Origin of the sequence: Novosphingobium sp. SG754 (genome assembly GCF_013149315.1) — a bacterium.
Lineage (GTDB): Bacteria > Pseudomonadota > Alphaproteobacteria > Sphingomonadales > Sphingomonadaceae > Novosphingobium > Novosphingobium capsulatum.
In genome coordinates this window covers 1-18,993 of the sequence record NZ_JABGCC010000019.1, presented here as the reverse complement: position 1 = coordinate 18,993, position 18,993 = coordinate 1, and the positions used below count along the sequence as shown (strand labels likewise).

The 18,993-nt window shown below is 57.6% G+C and carries 14 protein-coding genes and 5 pseudogenes; 3 read left to right on the top strand and 16 right to left on the bottom strand.

Annotation, left to right across the window (positions count from 1 at the left end; translation table 11 throughout):
• Positions 1-6 precede the first annotated feature (6 nt).
• Positions 7-870, bottom strand: a pseudogene (locus tag FHW97_RS21595) (IS110 family transposase); the annotation flags it as partial.
• A 114-nt stretch (positions 871-984) separates the two neighbouring features.
• Here FHW97_RS21595 and istA point away from each other — a divergent pair.
• Together istA and istB are read left to right on the top strand one after the other, a co-directional pair.
• Positions 985-2,510, top strand: a pseudogene (gene istA / locus FHW97_RS21590) (IS21 family transposase).
• Positions 2,504-3,295: an IS21-like element helper ATPase IstB gene (gene istB, locus FHW97_RS21585; RefSeq protein ID WP_171799719.1), complete on the top strand. Its 792-nt coding sequence runs from the start codon at positions 2,504-2,506 to the stop codon at positions 3,293-3,295. Before istA ends, istB begins: the two are co-directional and overlap by 7 nt.
• 137 nt (positions 3,296-3,432) lie before the next feature.
• Here istB and FHW97_RS21580 read toward each other — a convergent pair whose 3' ends face one another.
• Together FHW97_RS21580 and FHW97_RS21575 are read right to left on the bottom strand one after the other, a co-directional pair.
• The gene (locus tag FHW97_RS21580) at positions 3,433-3,825 is read right to left on the bottom strand and encodes a transposase (RefSeq protein ID WP_171797640.1); all 393 of its coding nucleotides are present in this window, start codon (positions 3,823-3,825) and stop codon (positions 3,433-3,435) included.
• Between the two features lie 72 nt (positions 3,826-3,897).
• Positions 3,898-4,239 carry a hypothetical protein gene (locus FHW97_RS21575; protein WP_216643076.1) on the bottom strand — a complete coding sequence of 114 codons (342 nt, stop codon included), beginning with the start codon at positions 4,237-4,239 and terminating at the stop codon, positions 3,898-3,900.
• Between the two features lie 166 nt (positions 4,240-4,405).
• On the opposite strand from FHW97_RS21575, the pseudogene FHW97_RS21570 reads away from it, so the two are divergent.
• Positions 4,406-4,993, top strand: a pseudogene (locus tag FHW97_RS21570) (transposase); the annotation flags it as partial.
• 148 nt (positions 4,994-5,141) lie between these two features.
• Here the strand turns inward: FHW97_RS21570 and FHW97_RS21565 are convergent.
• From FHW97_RS21565 to FHW97_RS21505, 13 genes and pseudogenes are all read right to left on the bottom strand, one after another.
• Positions 5,142-6,185, bottom strand: coding sequence for an acyltransferase (locus FHW97_RS21565; RefSeq protein WP_169042312.1), 1,044 nt, complete (start codon positions 6,183-6,185; stop codon positions 5,142-5,144).
• Between the two features lie 116 nt (positions 6,186-6,301).
• Positions 6,302-6,565 (bottom strand): annotated as a pseudogene (locus tag FHW97_RS21560) (integrase core domain-containing protein); the annotation flags it as partial.
• A 210-nt stretch (positions 6,566-6,775) separates the two neighbouring features.
• Positions 6,776-7,690 (bottom strand): aldo/keto reductase, encoded by a 915-nt coding sequence (locus FHW97_RS21555; protein WP_171799718.1) that lies wholly within the window; start codon positions 7,688-7,690, stop codon positions 6,776-6,778.
• Positions 7,687-9,252 carry an FAD-dependent oxidoreductase gene (locus FHW97_RS21550; RefSeq protein ID WP_171799717.1) on the bottom strand — a complete coding sequence of 522 codons (1,566 nt, stop codon included), beginning with the start codon at positions 9,250-9,252 and terminating at the stop codon, positions 7,687-7,689. Before FHW97_RS21550 ends, FHW97_RS21555 begins: the two co-directional genes overlap by 4 nt.
• Positions 9,249-10,610 (bottom strand): lipopolysaccharide biosynthesis protein, encoded by a 1,362-nt coding sequence (locus FHW97_RS21545; RefSeq protein ID WP_169042278.1) that lies wholly within the window; start codon positions 10,608-10,610, stop codon positions 9,249-9,251. The genes FHW97_RS21550 and FHW97_RS21545 overlap by 4 nt, the downstream gene beginning before the upstream one ends.
• A 55-nt stretch (positions 10,611-10,665) precedes the next feature.
• A complete protein-coding gene (locus tag FHW97_RS21540) occupies positions 10,666-11,628 on the bottom strand; it encodes a glycosyltransferase family 2 protein (RefSeq protein WP_370525492.1) in 963 nt (320 codons plus the stop codon).
• Between the two features lie 4 nt (positions 11,629-11,632).
• Entirely contained in the window at positions 11,633-11,842 is a 210-nt protein-coding gene (locus FHW97_RS22200) for a DapH/DapD/GlmU-related protein (protein WP_253941930.1), read from the bottom strand.
• Positions 11,843-12,300: 458 nt separating this feature from the next.
• Positions 12,301-12,453 (bottom strand): annotated as a pseudogene (locus FHW97_RS22415) (chloramphenicol acetyltransferase); the annotation flags it as partial.
• Positions 12,454-12,842: 389 nt separating this feature from the next.
• Positions 12,843-14,036: a glycosyltransferase family 4 protein gene (locus FHW97_RS21525; protein ID WP_171797643.1), complete on the bottom strand. Its 1,194-nt coding sequence runs from the start codon at positions 14,034-14,036 to the stop codon at positions 12,843-12,845.
• 291 nt (positions 14,037-14,327) lie between these two features.
• On the bottom strand, positions 14,328-15,563 hold the full coding sequence (locus FHW97_RS21520) for a WcaI family glycosyltransferase (protein ID WP_169042282.1): 1,236 nt from the start codon (positions 15,561-15,563) through the stop codon (positions 14,328-14,330).
• Positions 15,560-16,519 (bottom strand): GDP-L-fucose synthase, encoded by a 960-nt coding sequence (locus tag FHW97_RS21515; protein ID WP_169042283.1) that lies wholly within the window; start codon positions 16,517-16,519, stop codon positions 15,560-15,562. The genes FHW97_RS21520 and FHW97_RS21515 overlap by 4 nt, the downstream gene beginning before the upstream one ends.
• A 12-nt stretch (positions 16,520-16,531) precedes the next feature.
• The gene (gene gmd / locus FHW97_RS21510) at positions 16,532-17,659 is read right to left on the bottom strand and encodes a GDP-mannose 4,6-dehydratase (protein ID WP_169042284.1); all 1,128 of its coding nucleotides are present in this window, start codon (positions 17,657-17,659) and stop codon (positions 16,532-16,534) included.
• A gap of 110 nt (positions 17,660-17,769) precedes the next feature.
• The gene (locus FHW97_RS21505; protein WP_171799716.1) at positions 17,770-18,267 is read right to left on the bottom strand and encodes a hypothetical protein; all 498 of its coding nucleotides are present in this window, start codon (positions 18,265-18,267) and stop codon (positions 17,770-17,772) included.
• Positions 18,268-18,993 lie beyond the last annotated feature (726 nt).

The following is an 18,993-nucleotide window of genomic DNA, read 5'->3' as shown; positions in this document are numbered from 1 at the left end:
GGTCAATCAGCCCTCAGCGCCATCCGCGATCTCGTCGACGGCAAATTCGCCGTCGCCTGACCACGCCGCCATAAGCCAACACGGTGAGCAGTTACACATCCGGTGCAGAACGACGCCGAGCTTGCGGGCGAGCGCGACCTTGGCACGCTTTGCGCCGCGCCGCTTGGCGATATTCATGGCCCAGGCTTTGATCCTCGACCATTTTGCCACGCGTGTCATCAGAACGTGCGCAGCTTCGAACAGGGCGACCCTGACCGCCGGATCGCCGGCGCGGCTGATCCCCCCGTTCCGATCAATCTCGCCGGATTGATACTTTCGCGGCGTCAGGCCGAAGCAGGGACCGATCGATTTGGATGATCGGAAGCGGGCAGGATCATCCACCGTGGCCCGGAAGGTGAGCGCGACGATCGCCCCCACGCCGGGCGCGGCCATGAGCCTGCGGCATACGGCATCGGCGCGAACGACTGCCCGAACCTGCCTATCGAGGACGGCCAATTGGTCACGCAATGCCTGGCGAGCAATAAGGAGTGGCTCGATGATTGAAGCGAGTGTCGCGTTGCCCGAAACGATTTCACGGACGGCATCATCCCAGCGGCCGCGTAGCAGCCGACCGAGGCGCAGACCAAAGCCCTTCAATAGCCCGCGCACGCTATTCTCGATGTCCTTCTGCCGGCGCATCAACGTCGAGCGCGCGGTCAGCAGCGTGCGCTGCTCGCGGGCTGGAATGGCTTTGACGTGCACAGGCCGGAACCAGCCCGAGCGCAATAGCTGGGCCATGCCACGGGCGTCATTGCGATCCGTCTTCATGACCATCGCCGACAGGGCAGCGCGGACCTGCCGGGTCTCCATCAAGACTACGGTTATCCCCGCTGTTGATTGCCACTGAGATCTGACCCGGGAGGGCTATAAATTTCCACTGAGAAGTGACCCATGTTCTGACCCTTCCCCCCGGCTTTTCCGTCGGGGGAACGAGGAGTGATCGACATGGCGTTACTGAGTGTAATTCGACGCTGGCATTTTCGTCAGCACATCCCGATCCGGGAGATTGAGCGGCGAACCGGGTTGTCGCGCAACACGATCCGCAAGTACCTGCGAGCCGATACGGTAGAGCCGAAGTTTAAGGTTCCAGTACGGCCGAGCAAGCTGGACCCGTTTGCCGAGAAGCTGTCAGCGTGGCTGCGGATCGAAGCCAGCAAGTCGCGCAAGCAGCGGCGCACGGTCAGACAGATGCACGCCGATCTCGTGGTTTTGGGATACGATGGTTCCTACAACCGGGTGGCGGCCTTCGCGCGCGCGTGGAAGGCAGACCGTCAACGCGATGCCCAGACCAGCGGGCGCGGGACATTCGTGCCATTGGTGTTCCAGCCAGGTGAGGCATTCCAGTTCGACTGGAGCGAGGACTGGGCCATGATCGCCGGCAAGCAGACCAAGCTACAGGCCGCGCACACCAAGCTATCGCACAGCAAGGCTTTCATCGTGCGAGCCTATCCTCTCCAGACCCACGAGATGCTGTTCGACGCGATGACCCAGGCCTTCCGGGTACTGGGCGGCGTCCCGCAGCGCGGGATATTCGACAACATGAAGACCGCAGTCGACAAGATCGGCACCGGCAAGGCCCGCCAGGTCAACGCCCGCTTTGCCGCCATGGCGAGCCACTATCTGTTCAATCCCGAGTTCTGCAACCCGGCCGCGGGATGGGAGAAGGGTCAGGTCGAGAAGAACGTTCAGGATGCACGGCGGCGACTGTGGCAGATGATGCCCGCCTTCCCGGATATCGATGCGCTCAATGCCTGGCTCGAGGCGCAATGCATCGCGCAATGGAGCCAGATCCAGCATGGTGTTCTGCCCGGGACGATCGCCGATGTGCATGCCGCCGAGGTTGCCAGCCTGATGCCGCTGGGGCGGCCCTTCGACGGCTTTGTCGAGCATGCCAAGCGGGTATCCCCGACCTGCCTGATATCGTTCGAGCGCAACCGTTACAGTGTGCCCGCGTCCTTCGCCAACCGACCGGTGAGCGTGCGGATCTACCCCGAACGCATTGTCGTCGCGGCCGAAGGGCAGATCCTGTGCGAACATGAACGGGTGATCCAGCGATCCCATGATCAGCCGGGACGGACGCTCTATGACTGGCGGCATTACCTCGCGGTGATCCAGCGCAAGCCCGGTGCCCTGCGCAATGGCGCGCCGTTCACCGAGATGCCGACTGCGTTCCGGCAACTGCAGGGCCACCTTCTGCGGCATCCCGGCGGCGACCGGGAGATGGTGGAGATACTATCGCTGGTCCTGCACCATGACGAACAGGCCGTGCTGTGCGCCGTGGAATTGGCGCTCGACGCCAACGTGCCGACCAAGACTCATATCCTCAACATCCTGCACCGCCTGCTCGACGGCAAGGATGCTACTCCGCCAAGGATTGATGCCCCGCAGGCCCTGATCCTGCGGCGCGAGCCCAAGGCCAACGTCGCGCGCGCTACGACACATTGCGGAACAAGGATCTGCGCGCATGTTGAGATCTGGGCGTCATGATCCTGCCAGCGCCGCCGTCGTGGTCATGCTGCGCGCCCTCAAGATGTACGGTATGGCCCAGGCGGTCAGTGACCTGACCGAACAAGGGGCACCCGCGTTCGATGCAGCCGTCCCCATCCTCTCGCAGTTGCTCAAGGCCGAGCTTGCCGAACGAGAGGTCAGGTCCATTGCCTACCAGATCAAGGCAGCCAGGTTCCCCGCCTACAAGGACCTGGCCGGGTTCGACTTTGCATCCAGCGAGGTCAATGAAGCCATGGTCCGCCAGTTGCACCGCGGCGAGTTCATCGATGGCGCCGACAACGTGGTGCTCATCGGTGGGCCCGGCACCGGCAAGACGCACATTGCCACCGCGCTCGGAGTGCAGGCCGTCGAGCATCACCGCAAGAAGGTCCGCTTCTTCGCCACCGTCGATCTGGTCAATGCGCTGGAACAGGAAAAGGCCATGAACAAGGCCGGCCAGCTTGCCGAGCGTCTGCTGCGCCTCGACCTCGTTATCCTCGATGAGTTGGGATACCTGCCGTTCAGCCCGTCAGGCGGTGCACTTCTCTTCCACCTGCTCAGCAAGCTCTACGAACGCACCAGCGTCGTCATCACCACCAACCTCAGCTTCAGCGAATGGGCTGGCGTGTTCGGCGACGCCAAGATGACAACCGCGTTGCTCGATCGGCTCACTCACCACTGCCATATCCTTGAGACCGGCAATGACAGCTTCCGGTTCAGCGCCAGCTCCGCAACACCCAAAACCAGAAAGGAAAAATCACCCGCTTGACCTCAACCCCGCACCGCGGGACATAACTTCCACCCGGGTCACTTCTCAATGAAAATCCTGGGTCAGATCTCAGTGGCAATCAACATCGCATGGCGCCAGCGACAGATAGATCTTCGCCGAGGGCGGTAATGTCAGGCTCAACCTTCAAGCTCCCCGACAATCTCGAGGACCAGTCGCAGCGCTTGGCGGTCAACCAGCCTGTCCACCGAGACCGTAAAGCCACCGCCACGCCGAATGTCGATCCGGCCAGTGTCCACCATTTTGCCCGCAAGCTCTGGCTGCACCAGTTCAACCGGCACAAAGCCTGCCATGGCGCCGCGCAATAATTGCTTGCGCCAAGTGTAGAGCTGACCCGTCCCGATCCCATGCCGACGGGCAACCGCTGCCACTATGACGCCGGGCTGGGTCGTCTCCTTCAGGATCGCCAGCTTCTCTTCGTCGCTCCAATTCCGCCGACGTTCCACCCGTACGATCGCTCCGCCATCCCGGCGAGCGCCCTTACGAGGCTCGTTTGACTGCTCTTCTTCCACTCGCAAGGCCTCCATTTGCCCCGCGAAATCTACGCCACCACAATCCCGCGCAAGGCCGGGGTCCGTCGGCGTTTACTGAACACCAGCGCTCGTCTCGAAGCGCCGTTCATAGGTTTTGGGCACCGGCGGCCTGATCTGGCGCAGATATTCCGTCAGCGACGAATAGGCTCCCTTGTAGCCCCTATCACGGATCTCGCGATGCAGCCTGCGCGAAGACAGGCCAGGATAGGCTGCCATCCGGTCCAGAAGATACTGGCGATGCGGCTCCACCGCACTGACTACCGGTTTGCGCGGAGAGTAGGCTGGCACCTCCAACCCACTTGCCAGATATTTCTTCACCGTCTTGCGGTCGAGCCCGGTCTGGCGCGCGATGGCGCTGATACTGAGACCCTGCCTCTTGAGTTCCTGGATCAAAACGGCCTCCCTCAGTCCTATCACCTGCCCGCCCCTCCTTCGGCATCAGCAGGGATAAATGTGCCGCGTGATCGTCATGGGGGCATGCCCCCATGACGATCACGTGCAGTCCTCAAACTGGGGAATTTTCAACCAGCACATTTGGGGAGATTACGACCAGCACTCACAAGGGCGCGTCCCCGAGGATTGGAAGCCGGCCAAGGCGCGACAAAAGGACCGCGATGCGCGCTGGTCGATCAAGTACAGCAAAGCCAAGGTCCGCGAAGGCGCCGATCCCAAGGCCGCGAAGCCTGTCGATCTCGCCATCCCGATGTTCGGCTACAAGAACCATATCGGCATCGACAAGGCCCACGGCCTGATCCGCACCTGGGGAGCCAGCGCCGCCAACGCCCATGATGGGGCGCGGCTGCCGGAGCTGATCAGCATGGGCAACACCGGCTCGGGCGTCTGGGCAGATACCGCCTATCGGTCGAAGAAGAACGAGGCGTTCCTCGCCGCCGGCATGTTCAAGAGCCATATCCACCAGAGACGCAAGCCGAGGCGGCCGATCCCCGGGCGGATCGCCAAGGCCAATACCCGACGATCCAAAATCCGCGCTCATGTCGAGCATGTGTTCGCAGGGCAAAAGCACCGCATGGGCCTCGTCGTGCGCACCATCGGCATCGCCAGAGCCACCATCAAGATCGGCATGGCCAACCTCGTCTATAACTTCCAGCGGCTCGTCTGGCTCGAGGGGCGAACTGCGCCTGTGTGACCCTAATCCGGCCTAAAAGGCCGACCAACGACCCGGAAAACCTGATCAATCCCGCCAAACGGCCGCTGCTACGCCACCAGCAAACCGTCCCGCCGCCTTCACGTAGAAATCAGACGGTTCTTCGAAGTGTCCATCTGATAATTCCCCATCAATCGCGCGGCGCTCGCGGCAAAACGAGGTTTAACTTCCTGTCAGCCAGATAGGCGCTGGCGATCAGTATCAACACGCCCAGTGCCATGCCTGCTGGAGATTGCACGCGATGCCAGTCTACAAGGATGGGATAGTGCATGACATATAAGCCATAAGAAATTGACGCCCAAAATGCGGCAGGCCGCGCAAGAGGTTGACAGCAGCGCGCAATATAGATCCCAATTCTGTTGGAAAGCAGCAGTAATAGAGCGAGAGATACCGCGAAATGGCGTAACGGCAAAAAAGGAAAATAGCCAAGACCGTGATAGCCGACCCATTTAACCACTATCGCGGCAACAACGCACAGCATCCCTAGCCAGGTGAGGGGCTGTGAAAAGGCGAGGAAGTTGGTTGCGCCACGGAAATAGGCATCCGCGGCCATGGCACCGCACCACCATACCAGAAAATACGCTGCAACCAGTAGGAAGTGATTGGGGTAGAACGCGAACATGGCATAGGCAGCGCAACATACGATGCCGATAATCGCAGTCGCGTGGCGTTTGTTCACTAACCAGAAGCGTAACGCCAACGGAAAGGCGAGGTAGAACAGCACCTCATAAGAGAGCGACCATAACGGATCGTTGCCAAGGAAAGGATCGCTGATCACGCCCGGCTTGAGAAGACTGATGTCTTGGAGTGAGGCTAGCGTTGCAATCAGCTCACCTAGCTTGAATTGGTCTTTCAGCGACCCATTGTCGAACGCCACTAGCGCAGAAACAGCCATAGCCGCGATCAAAGGAGGATAGATGCGGCGCAGTCGACGCAAGTAATAATTCTTATGATTTTTAGCACGACCATGTTCGTTAGCAAAAATTACAAATCCGCTTAGTAGGAAAAAAATGATTACCGCTTCCTGCCCGAAACGGAAGGCCACCCCCAGACCATGGGACCAATTATTGGCATTGGCTACATGGTGAATGACGACATATGTTGCCGCAAACGAACGAGAGACGTCGAGGGCAGCACTCAGACGTGACCCCACCTTGGTTTTGACGTAGTCCATGTGCCCCCATATCTGCTCGCCCCCACGAGGGGGCTTAGAAAATTAAAATTATCACACAGCGTTGATTAGCAAAAGTCTGAACCGCCCCGGCTTTCCCGGAGGCATTTTCAATTGATTCATGCGACCATATCGAGGGCCTCTAAGGCTGCATAGTAGTTTGCCTCGGCCTCGGCGGGCGGGATGTAGCCGATGGTGCCAAAGAGGCGCTGGTTGTTGTACCAGTCAACCCAGCGCAGGGTCGCCATTTCGACTGCGGATGCACTTGGCCATGAACGCTGGCGCCAGATCACCTCGGTCTTGTACAGGCCGTTGAATGTCTCGGCCGAAGCGTTGTCGTAACTGTCGCAGACGCTGCCGACCAACGGCGCGAGATTGGCCTCGCCACCATCGAAATCGGCATGGCCAACCTCAACTATAACTACCAGCGGCTCGCCTCGCTCGAGGGGCGAACTGCGCCCGCACGACCCTCATTCGGCCCGAAAAGCCGACCAACTACCCAGTAAAGCCGTTCAATCCCGCCAAAAATTAACCTGTAATTACCACTTAAATTATCATCGAACTTCAATTGCAAAAGCAGAAAGACACGAATTTCAGCTAACAGCAATATTCGACAAAATCCTCTGCATTGTAGAACAGCTGGTTTCCGTCGGCTCAGAAACCAAAACCCAATCTATCGCGCGCAGGAGCGCTCCAATCCGATTCACATTGCGAGATGACACAAGTACGATTGAGTGAGGATTTAATGCGAGAACTCGCGTCATAGCAATACCAGCATGCGTAAGAGGATCGGCTGGATCCCGCCCCAACAGCGCTAGATCGTCTACTTGCTCAGGCGTCCATTCGACCACTTTTGGTAGGTAGCGTAGAACGCCGTGAACGACATCGATCACGCCCTCTGCTAACGATTCTGAAGTCCACCTATATTGCGCAACTTCACCAAATTTTGTCAGTCCACTTGCGACTTTACCGGTGCCCGAGCCTAGCAGAGCGGTACGGCCCTTCGCCTGCCAATCGGTCAGCAATGCGGTCAGTTCTGCCGTGACATCGGCGGGAGCAGCCTCATGAAGCAGAAGCGCATCGACGCGATCGCGACGTAGTCGGCGCAGGCTTTCGGCAAAAGACTTTTCAACATGCTCCAACCCAAACTGTCCACGCGAGGCAGATTGTACAGCCTTGCTGACCAGCCGAGCTTTCACTGCCGGCAAATGTGCAAGAACTGGCCCCAACAAAGCCTGCGCCACGCCCTTGACCCCGGGCTGCGGCGGTCGCGCAATGCCAACTTTGGTAACGACAGTAACCGCTTCATTCGCCAAAGCCGCGCCCAGTACATCCTCTGCAAGCCCCATACCATATGCCGGAGCCACGTCGAAATGTCGAATACCTAACTTGAGAACTCCCTCGACGAGCCGAGAGCTCGCAGCGGCGTGAATACCTCCATTCAGGCGACCACAACCAAAGCCCACCCGGCTAGTCGGTACACCGGCAAAGTTGATCTGCGCAATCATGCAGCTAATCTCAAATGGTGCGCCAAGCGCATGGCGAGAGCCATAGCCGTGAACGTAGGATTCGCGAAGCTTGAACTGGGGAATACGGCGGCGCCGGCTACATAGAGGTTTTTGGTACCGTGCACTCGCAATTGAGCGTCAACCACGCCCTCTGCAGCACTGCCAGCCATGCGCAGTCCGCCACAATGATGGTTGGTATCGCGCGTATCGTCGAGCAGCGCCTGGTCGCGCGATACCAACCTAGGATCGATCCGCAGCCGGGCCAAGCCCTTCGCTTCCAACGCTGCGCCCACAGAGCGGCCGAACTCGGCCATCGCATCGATCACCGTCGGGTCCACACGCCAGTCAAGTACGGCCAGCGGTACGCCGTGCGTGTCCACGCGGCTGGACGAAAGCGTGATACGGCTGTCAGGATCAGGCACCTGTTCGCAATGGGCTCGCAGACCGATACCCAAATCGGCCGGATTGAACGCGCGGTTGTCGCGCAGGTAGCGCATCACCAGCGGCCACCAAACTTTTGCAAGTGCCGAGAAATGGCCGGGCAAGGTTTTCAAATTGGGAGGAATGACACCGTTACGCAATGCCCGGAGAAAGATTTTGACGTTCCCAAGATGCTCGGATAGCGAAGATTCAAATAAAAACACTCCACCAACGTTACTAACTTTCGCCATCTTCTGCGCTGACTGCGATAGAACAACTTTCGGCGTATATTTGAATCCATCCAAAAAGATATTATCAAATGTATCGGCGAATCGCTTACGATCTATCGGCTCGACATCCGCAATGCGAAGGTCAAGATGGTCCTGAAAAGCGCGGCCAAGCCAGACATTTCCCGCCCAGGGCAACGCTGGGTTGGCATGCGCGGTGGCCAGCATCAACCGATTGGCCTCAATAGTGCCACAGGCGTTGATGAAAACCTTGCCTGCAAGGCTTCCGCGCTTGCCTGTCGGCGACGACAGCGTCACTGCCTTAATCTTATCATCGTCATTTTCGAATCCCACGGCGCACGCATGGACCAGCACCGTCAAATTGGGATTACTCTTGAGGTCAGCCGCGAAATGACGAGCGACGTTTGGCTCACGCAGCCACCGCGTCATCACGAAATCGACATCCTCACCAAACGTTGGGGCTGACAACTTCAACCGTTCCCAGACTGCATCGCAATCCTTCCCGTATTGCGGTAGACCGAAAGGCTGGAGCGCAGCCTCATACCAGGGTGCCAGTTCGACGCCATTAATCGGCCAAGGGTCCAGCCCCAACCAAGGACGCGCCGCGAAGTCGATGTCGCGAAATGCAATGAGTTGTCCGCCCCATAGCGTTGAAGTGCCGCCCAGCAGCCGGGCACGACCCTCACTGATGCCAGCATGCGGCCGGCCCACAACCACCGCCTCGTTCAGCGCCAGCGAGGCAGTCTCCACCGTGCGGCCACCTGCCTCGCACAACACGACTTGCCGGCCGGAGCGAGCAAGTTCCACCGCCAGTGTGATGCCAACGACACCAGCGCCGATCACCACGATATCGGTTTCAGCGGGGCAATAATCGCGTTCAAAATCGAGAATCATGTTCGTGGACTCCGCAAGCGGCGCCGCAGAGCGCCGAGATGCCCGACTGCTTCTGGCCAAGCCCGCGCGACTTGCCCGAAAGGCACTAGCACGCGCTGTGCTAGCACGCAGACGACCACCAGCATCAGTAGATCGAGCACCATCATCGAAAGACCAGCGGCGCTCACGCCAAGCGAGCGACAAGCAAAATAAGTGAGTGGTATGCTCAAGAGTGAGAGCACCAGATAGGGTGGCGTGTAGCTCGACTGGCGATTGGCAGCGAGAATGAGGTTAGAGAGCGGGTACCAAAACCCGCCAAACACAATGCCCATTGCCAGGAATGTCACCAGAGACTGCGGGGTGTGAATCCGGCCGCCGCTCCACAACAAGATAGCATGGGTGCCAAGCACGCCAAAAACTAGCGCAAAAGGCACGACAAACAGCAAAGTGACCGCGATCGTCGCCATTTCCATCATCGCTAAGCCCTGCCGGTCGTCCCGTGCGATGGCCGCCGAAACTTCAGGCATTATCGCAGCATTAAGCAGCCAACAAAACTGCAAACCGATCCGCGATAATGTACGCGCCGCAGTGAATGCAGGGACTGCAGCCTGCCCTGCAGCCGCACCAAGAGCCAACGCGCTTCCCTGTAAGACGCCCGCTTGCGCCAGCGGGAGCAACATCACCGCGCCCGCTGGCGCAAACAGCGATTTGACTTCCGCGCGCCGCGCATGGGCAAAACCAATAGTCAGCCATGGAACCTTGCGCCGCAGGATAAGATTCTGGCCGGCCAACCCGACCATCCGTCCGCTTAGTAGCGCCAGCGCTGCAACCGGTGGCTGCGCTCCCAAGGCGACCACCATAATTAGCGCACAACTCTCGATTAGGATGATTATGGCATTCCAGAAAGCCCCTAGCGCAAACATGCCTGCACAGCGAAAGCCAGCGAAGAAGATCGTCCCTTGAATAACCGCAATGCCATAAAGTAACAGTGTCAGCGTGGTGGCACGCAGTTGGGCGGGAGCCAGTCCGGGATCGCTGCCGAAAATCCCTATTGGCACCCACATGGATACCGCCAGCGCGAGCACCACCATAACGAAAGATGAAGTCAGGATTGCCACCCAGGCACTCTGGAAAGTCTCAATGGCCTGATCACGGTCACCGCGAGCTTCGGCCATAATCATTTTGGTGCCGGCCGCAGTTGCAAAGCCAAAGTCACCCATTGCCAGAAAATTGGGTATTGTTGCCAGCAAGATCCACAAGCCGTAAAGATGCACCCCCCAGCGCCAAGTGAGCATCGGCACCAGCGCAAGCTGGCTGCCGCTGACTATTGCCTTGTCGATGATGTTGACGCCGATCCCGGCGGTAACCCTTTTAAGCATTGTGCGTCCATCGCAGAGAGTGATATTGCCCAACTCGGGGCTTAGCGCAGGTGCCTTAGTCGGCAGCTAGACGAGGGACGGCGCGGGTGCCAATTGGTCCAAGTTGCTTACCAGTCAGCTTTTCAAGCATCGCAAGCCTTTCGGTTGCGCCAGGAAGCGGGGCAAGCGCCTTGTCATATTCGTATCTCTTGGCACCAACGAGGAAACGATACCAAAAACCTTGCAAAAAGTGATAGATCAAACCAGTCGGGCCGTCGAGAAAGCCCAATTGCACAATATAACGATAAAGGAAGTATCCGAGCGGCCCGACCCAAAATGGCAGGCGGTTATAAACCCGTTCCTTAACAAATCTCTTGAACGTCGCCTGCCGCGAGGCAGTTCTAGTCGACACAACATAAGCGCTGGCAAATAAGCTATATTTCTCGTTAAGAGCATCAATAGCTTCCCGCGTTGCATAGCCATTGTGCTTGGCAGTGAAGAAGGTTAGATCACCAAGATTAACGTCGGAAAAATAATTCTCCAGCAGCACCATTCGCCCTTCCGCGACAACGATGTGTTCATCCATCCACCGATCTTCGATGCAGCCACTGCCAGTCCTCCAGAGCCGTGTCAGTATCAACGGGTAGCGTCCACCATGGCGAACCCACCGCCCCATAAATACGTGGCGACGTTTAAGATTAATACCCCCAACAGTCATATCAGCGGTCAGCGCTGGCAGACGGTCCACGATTTCCGCTGCCAAGGGCGGATCAATAATCTCGTCTGCATCGAGCCGCATCGTCCAATTCGATGTGATTGGCAAATTATCTAAGCCCCATTGAAACTGTTCCGCATAGTTGACAAATGCCCTCTGAATAACTTGCGCACCGTTTTTCCGCGCAATATCCACAGTATTATCAGTAGAGAATGAATCAATGACAAATATTTCAGTAGCAAAGCTTGCGACTGAGCGAATTGCACGTTCTATGTGGCTCTGCTCATTGTAGGTCAGTATGATAACCGCGACAGACGTGCTCACGGATTCAACTCCTCTCATTTGATAGTGATTGAGCGCCCTTACGCCGCCCCACAACCTTAGCCGGGACCCCAATCACAACGTCAGCATTACGGACCGAGCGCGACACTACTGCACAAGCGCCAATAACGGCATCATCTGCAATCGATACTCCGGGAAGCACAAAAGCACGAGCACCTATAAACACATTTCGTCCTATGGTAATTTTTCCGACCATTAGGTTCATCGCCGGACTAGAGAGATCGTGTGTCCCGGTACAAAGATAGGCCTCTTGAGCGACGGTGGCACCCTCACCGATTTCGATGTGATCCAGCGAATAGGCATTCGCACGGTCACCTAGCGCAGAACCGTGGTGCATCGTCAGATGCCAAGGCATATGGATTCGGGCTCGCTGATGCACGAATGGCCGACCGTGGATTTTCGCTCCAAATAGCTTTAGAACCATCAATCGCCAAGCATTTGCAGGTTTCGGCGTCCAGCCGCAAAGCAGTGGCCAGGCGTAAGCCCAGATCAACATCACGATCCGCGTCCGCAGAGTCCATGGGCTGTCTGAGGGAACCTGCTGATGATCAAACCTACGTAATTCCACGACGTACCCCGTTCATGCTCACCAATCCCAGTTAGCGGCACCGCTCAATCGAACACCATCGCCTCATATGCCTGCTGTTCGTCGGTAGTGAACCGCTTGCGTATCAGCCGCGCTGGATTGCCGCCAACGATAGTGAAAGGCGCAACATCCTTCGTCACGACCGAACCGGCTGCAACCACCGCCCCACGTCCGATCCGGACACCAGCACGAAGAATAACGCCGTGGCCGATCCAGCTGTCGGCTTCGAATACCGTGATTTTATGCTCCCATCGAAAAGCCAATCTCATACATGTTGCGACGTCGTCCAACCCGTGATCGTTGCCGACAATAGTTATTCCAGTCGACAGCATGACCAAGTCGCCCAATACTACGGGGCTTTCAGCATGGAACCCCGCGCCTATATAGCCGAAACGGCCAAGCCGGCTTGCTTCAGGCACCGACGTCCGCACTCCAAGCTGGAAGCCTTCCCCAATCTCACCAAGTCGCAGGAAGCGGCTTAAGCCCGCGTTGAGCCAGTATCGAACACGTGCCTTCACCGAAGAATCGATTTGCGATCTACAGGCATCGATGATTGCTTCACGTACGCGCATGGGATTCGGAACTATCGGAGGGTTCCCGCGGCGACGGCTCATCGCTCGAAGCCCACGGCCCGTTTGCCGGACCGACGGCTAGGAACTGAACCGGCGTCGCTCGCGCAATCAGGCAAAAGCTCGTCAATAGCCAGATCGATCAGCCGACGCTGGTTGGCCGGGTTCCACTTCCGCTCGATAATGGCTTGGCAGGCAATGCGCGTAGCTGCACGATCATTATCGCGGTCGAGCCATTCGCCGATCGCTCGCGCCAAATCGACAGGATCATTACGCTTGAACAGAAGCCCGGTTAGCCCAGGCTCAATCGCCTCGACCTCAGGCATTTGAGCATCGAGATCGCCATGAGTAATGGCCGGCGTACCGTACGTCAGGGTATGCATCGCTGTTAGACCAATCTTGCCCGGGGAAACTGTCAGATCCGACCAGTATATCAACCGAGCCAGTTCATCCTCATCGTAACATGCACCATAGAAGCGGACAGACACGCCGAGTTCGCGCGCCATCGACTCAAGCGAAGCCTTCTCTGGGCCGTCGCCGACCAACAGCACATTAACCGGTCGACCATCTTTTTGCAGCAGACTGGCAGCTTCGAGCAAAACGTCGAAACGGCAAACAGGCGTGATACGGGCCGTGCAGATCAGCAACGGGCGCTCAGGTTCGTCGAACAGCGCTTGCGGCCGGTTGGACGACGCAATATCGTCTTTTACTTTGGACAAGGAAATCTGCGCGCGCTCGTAATCCAAGCTATTATAGATCGTCTGCACCTGATCGGCAGGAAAACCCTCAGCAACGGCGATGCGAACAGCCCGCTCGCCATAGACCAGCACGCGATGGGCGAGACGGAAGTACAGATTGCGTAAGCGAGCCGTCCGAGCTGGCCGTTGCCGTAACCAGCCATGCGCCCAGAATAATACGCGCTTGCCGCTCAGCCGGCCTAACAGAGCAATGGCAATGGTCGCCGGCATATTGGGATTTCCCAATATTATTAACGCCTTGGCAGACGGATCCAGGGCGGCCTTGGCATATCCGCCGAGCATCCAAAACCGCCCACGCAGTCGGAAGCGCAGCGGATGAACGATCACCTCGTTATCGCCTTTAAACGCTTTGATGCCCGCAACGTCCTCATGACTACCCCAGAAACGGTAGTCATGCCGGCCGCTGCGGGTAAGTTCGCGCAGTACTGGCGCGCGGTAGTGCGGGAAATGGTGATAAATCACGTTTACGCTAACCATTTCTATTCGCCCCTCTCAACCAGCAGGGATGCGCGTTCGCAGGACATCGTCCGGGGAGGTGCTCGCCTAGCGGCATGAACGGGCCTCCGTTTGACATCGATAGGGACGGCGCAATGGCTAAGAGCGAGTTGAACGCGGAATGAAACATCAATCATGCGCGGACGCCCTCACCTCGCCGTATGACTGCCCCAGACTCCAAAATGTTAGAGGCAGCGCCTGTGACACTCTCTTGGCGCCCTCGTAGGCCTTTTCGGTGCGCCACATCCACATGCAATCTCCATCCCCGCAACTTCACGATAAACCTAGGCCACTCTTGCAAGCCGCGACAGCCGATGCAAATTTGCCAAGAATATGGGTACGACTCCACCGCTCTTCCGCGCGAGCCCTGCCGTTCATACCATAGGCCTCCCGGGACTGCTCATTGTCGCATAATTTCACTAGTGCCGCCGCCATCGCCGGCGCATTTCCGGGGTCGACTACTAAGCCACACCCATCCACCTCGACGGCTACACCTGTCCTCGGCATCGCCGTCGCCAATACTGGTCGTCCTGAAGCCAGCATGTTCGCCATCTTCGACGGCAGAACGAGATCTGCGGCTCCGGCAATCTGCGGCAAAAGATGAACAGTCGCAAGCCCCAGCAAATCCGACATCATCTCATACGGCTGTAGGTCATGAAATTGCACATTAGACAGCCCTTCAGCGGCCGCCACCAATCTCTCCTTCGACGCCCCATTGCCGCAGATCACAAAGGCAAGGTCCTTTCGATGTTCCAGCAACCGCGCCACTTCCGGGATAATCTCGATGCCTTGTTTATTTCCAAGATTGCCTGAATACAACGCCACATAGGGCGCCTTGATATTCCATCGTTCACGGTAGACGGACGGGCGGTCCAAGGGCTTTATATTCTCGATATTTGCCCAATTACGGAATTCGTAAACTCGCTTGTCCGGCACGCCTAGCTCGCGTAACTTGGCACACATTTGCGGTGAGATGGTACTTACCATCCCACGCCTGAGACACCACTTCTCGTAAGCCCGCGCAGCCCTTGCCAAAGGCCCTTTACCACTCAGTAATCCGGTCGCAAACGCAGCCTCTACTTCGAAGTCCTGGATATGAAGCCAAGTCTCCGCGCCCCGTAACCGCGCTATCAACCGAGCTGCCACCATGGAAATCAACGACGGCGCAATGCACATGACCAAATCGGGCCTGGCTCTGCGTGTCGCTGTCACCATCTCCGGAAAGGCCCGCAGTGCGAAGGAGGCGTGGTGTACCAGGCGCTTCAGTCCGCTCGGCTTGAGAGGCACATAAATCGGTATTCGATGAACTTTCACGCCCTTTTCGGTCGAAATGAGAGTCCCTGGTAGACGGTACCCATCCTGAACCTGCCAGTCGGGGTAGTACGGCTTGCCGCAAATCACGGTCACGCGATGCCCTGCTGCCGCCAAAAACTCTGCTGTGCCCGTCGTGTACGGCCCGATGCCAACCGGCTCGGGCGCGTAGTTCAGCCCGAGGATCAAGATATTCATGCGCCGGCCCGGACCAACCCGTGGTTTTCAAGAAACCATTGATAAGTTTCGCGAATGCCTTCGGCTAAAGCAATTCGAGGCGTCCAGCCCATTGCATTGAGGCGCGAGGAATCCATCAGTTTGCGCATTGTCCCATCGGGCTTGGTCGTGTCAAATCGAATCCGGCCTTTAAACCCGGTAGTTTCGGCGATCAGAGCAACCAGTTCGGCGATCTTCACATCCTCGCCAAAACCAACATTAATGTGGCTGAGCATCGGTTGGGAGTTGGCTTCATACTGGGCCTTCTCGAGGTCGAACACGAATAACGAGGCCTCGGCCATGTCATCGACGTGCAGAAACTCACGCCTCGGCGTGCCCGTGCCCCACACAACAACCTCCTCGGCTCCGTTGTTGATGGCTTCGTGGAACCGGCGGATCAGCGCAGGCATAACATGACTGTTATCAGGGTGAAAGTTGTCGCCCGGCCCATAAAGATTGGTCGGCATCACGCTGCGATAGTCGGTGCCGTACTGGCGGTTATAGCTCTCGCAGAGCTTGATCCCGGCGATTTTGGCAATCGCATAGGGCTCATTGGTCGCCTCCAACACTCCGGTCAGAAGCGCATCCTCCCGCATGGGCTGCGCGACCGCGCGCGGATAGATGCACGAGGATCCGAGGAACAAAAGTCGCCGCACCCCTGCAGCATGCGCCTGATGGATCACATTGGCCTCGATCATCAGGTTTTCGTAGATAAATTCAGCCGGATAAGTGTTGTTGGCATAAATTCCGCCAACTTTGGCGGCTGCCAGAATCACGCCATCAAGCTTTTCCGCCACGAAGAATGCGCGCACTGCCGCCTGATCGGTCAGGTCCAGTTCTGCATGGGTGCGCGTGATGACATCAATGCCACGTGCGCGCAGCTTGCGCGTGATCGCGCCTCCGACCATCCCGCGATGTCCTGCCACATAGATGCGCATCGTATTGCTTCCTCAATTCTCAATCGAGACGGGCAGTTCGTAGCCGTGCTTCTTGAGCAGAGCATGACGCTTGGCTGTGTGGAGATCTGCGGCGACCATCTCGGCGCACATTTCCTGCACGCTGATTTCAGGCACCCAGCCAAGCTTTTCCTTGGCCTTGGTCGGATCACCGAGCAGAGTTTCGACCTCTGACGGACGGAAATAGCGCGGATCGATCCGCACGATCACATCACCAACTTTTACCGAAGGCGCGTCTTCACCCTCGACCTTCACGACGACGCCGACTTCGTTAACGCCTTCGCCCTCAAAACGCAAGGTAACGCCGAGATGCGCCGCCGACCAAGAGATGAACTCACGCACAGTGTACTGCAAGCCGGTGGCGATCACGAAATCTTCCGCCGTATCTTGCTGCAACATCATCCACTGCATGCGAACGTAGTCTTTGGCATGCCCCCAGTCGCGCAGCGAATCGATGTTACCCATATAGAGGCACTGCTCGAGTCCCTGTGCGATGTTAGCCAATCCGCGCGTGACCTTGCGGGTCACGAAGGTTTCGCCCCGTCGCGGGCTCTCGTGGTTGAACAGCACACCGTTACACGCATACATGCCATATGCCTCGCGATAGTTCACGGTGATCCAGTATGCATAGAGCTTCGCGACCGCGTAGGGCGACCGCGGATAGAACGGCGTTGACTCTCGCTGCGGAATTTCCTGGACCAGCCCGTAAAGCTCCGAGGTTGATGCCTGATAGAACTTAGTCTTCTTCTCGAGGCCAAGAAACCGTATTGCCTCCAACAACCGCAACGTTCCCATTCCATCCACATCTGCAGTATATTCCGGCGCCTCAAAGCTCACCGCAACGTGGCTTTGTGCGCCAAGGTTGTAGATTTCGTCGGGCTCGACTTCACGAATGATACGCGTGAGATTTGAGGTATCCGACAGGTCGCCGTAGTGGAGCCTCAGTCCGGGCTGGCCTGCATGCGGATCTTGATAAATGTGATCGATACGCTGGGTATTGAACGAAGAGGCGCGACGCTTGATGCCATGCACTTCATAGCCCTTTTCAAGCAGGAATTCTGCGAGATAGGAACCATCTTGCCCTGTGATACCCGTAATGAGAGCCTTCTTGCGTACCGTCACTGCCCGCTCCTTGTCCGCCAAAATGGCGGCTTCCTATAGATCCGTATCAGATAGTCGGCTCGGCGCGCTAACGTATTTCACATATGCAACGCGTTTGGGCCCGTCCGACGCTAGCGTATTCGAAGCCCCCGGCGCGAACATCGGCGGGCGCGTAAACATTGCGCAATTCTACCAGCGGAGCCATCGTGGCTAGCCCTCCAATGCGCCAGAAGGTCGGCGCGGAAGACATACAGCTCGGTGAAAACACCACCAAGCCCCCTGATCGCCACATTGGCGCGGCCTTTCATCGCTACTACTGTGGGTATCACCGGAACCGCCCCTTCAATACTCTTGGGGGCGCCCGCCAATGCCAGCGCGCGCACTTCCTGCAAATCCTGGGCAATCGCGGCCAGGGGCGCCTCACCCATGTCATCAGTACGGCGGCTGAAAGTCAGTTCTAGCAACGAGACGTGCTTGCCGGGCACAGCAACCGAATCGTCACGCGCCTCAACCAGCCGCTCGACCTGCACCGTCGGACCAACCGACATGGTCCGATTCAGCCCGCACATCGGTAGCATGCCCCAGGTGAGGTGATCGACTTTCGACCGCCTTTTGCTGATGCCCAACATATCTTGCCGGACATCTACAGGGCATACGAAAGCGCCTTGCCCGACGTGATCCGAGCTCCTGATCGCGATTTTCATAAGTCCCCTGAGTCTAGCGGATGTTCCGAATATGAAAATCTAAGCTCGGCGCTCCAAGCAGAATTTGCTGCACCGCAACATGCCGGTACAGACCATTCTTGTCAACGCTCTTTCGGTCTTTCTCCAAGTCTATCAATCGCGCGCGCTCAAACTCATTCATTCGGCATCCTTATGCGACCCTATTGAAGCGACCCGACTTTTTTGGGAAGCGCTGAGAATTGGTGGAGTGGATGAACCGCCCCTCGATGACTGTCCTTGGTCTAAACATCTGACTCATGTGCGGACGAGCCCGGATGAGCAAGAGTAAACTGACGCAGTGATGGCGATCTGGTCGGGTTCACTCATTTGTCCGGCCTGTTCGCGCGGCGCGACAGGCCGCTGGCCATGATGGTATCGGTGGATCTGGCTCTCATAAAATTTGCGCGCTTAGTTGGCGCGGTGAGTCATACCAACCTGCATGGATTATGACCTACGTGCCCATTTGCGGCGGCCGATGGTCATGATGTGCCATGGCTGATCGACGAGCTTGTTCCATGCCTCGCAGCAGTGCTCGAGATGAACCGTCCCGGGTTTCCTGGAGGCTCCTATTTGTGAGATGGAGCTTTGGTGATGAGCAAAACCCGGAACAAATTTTCGCCTGAGGTGCGTGAT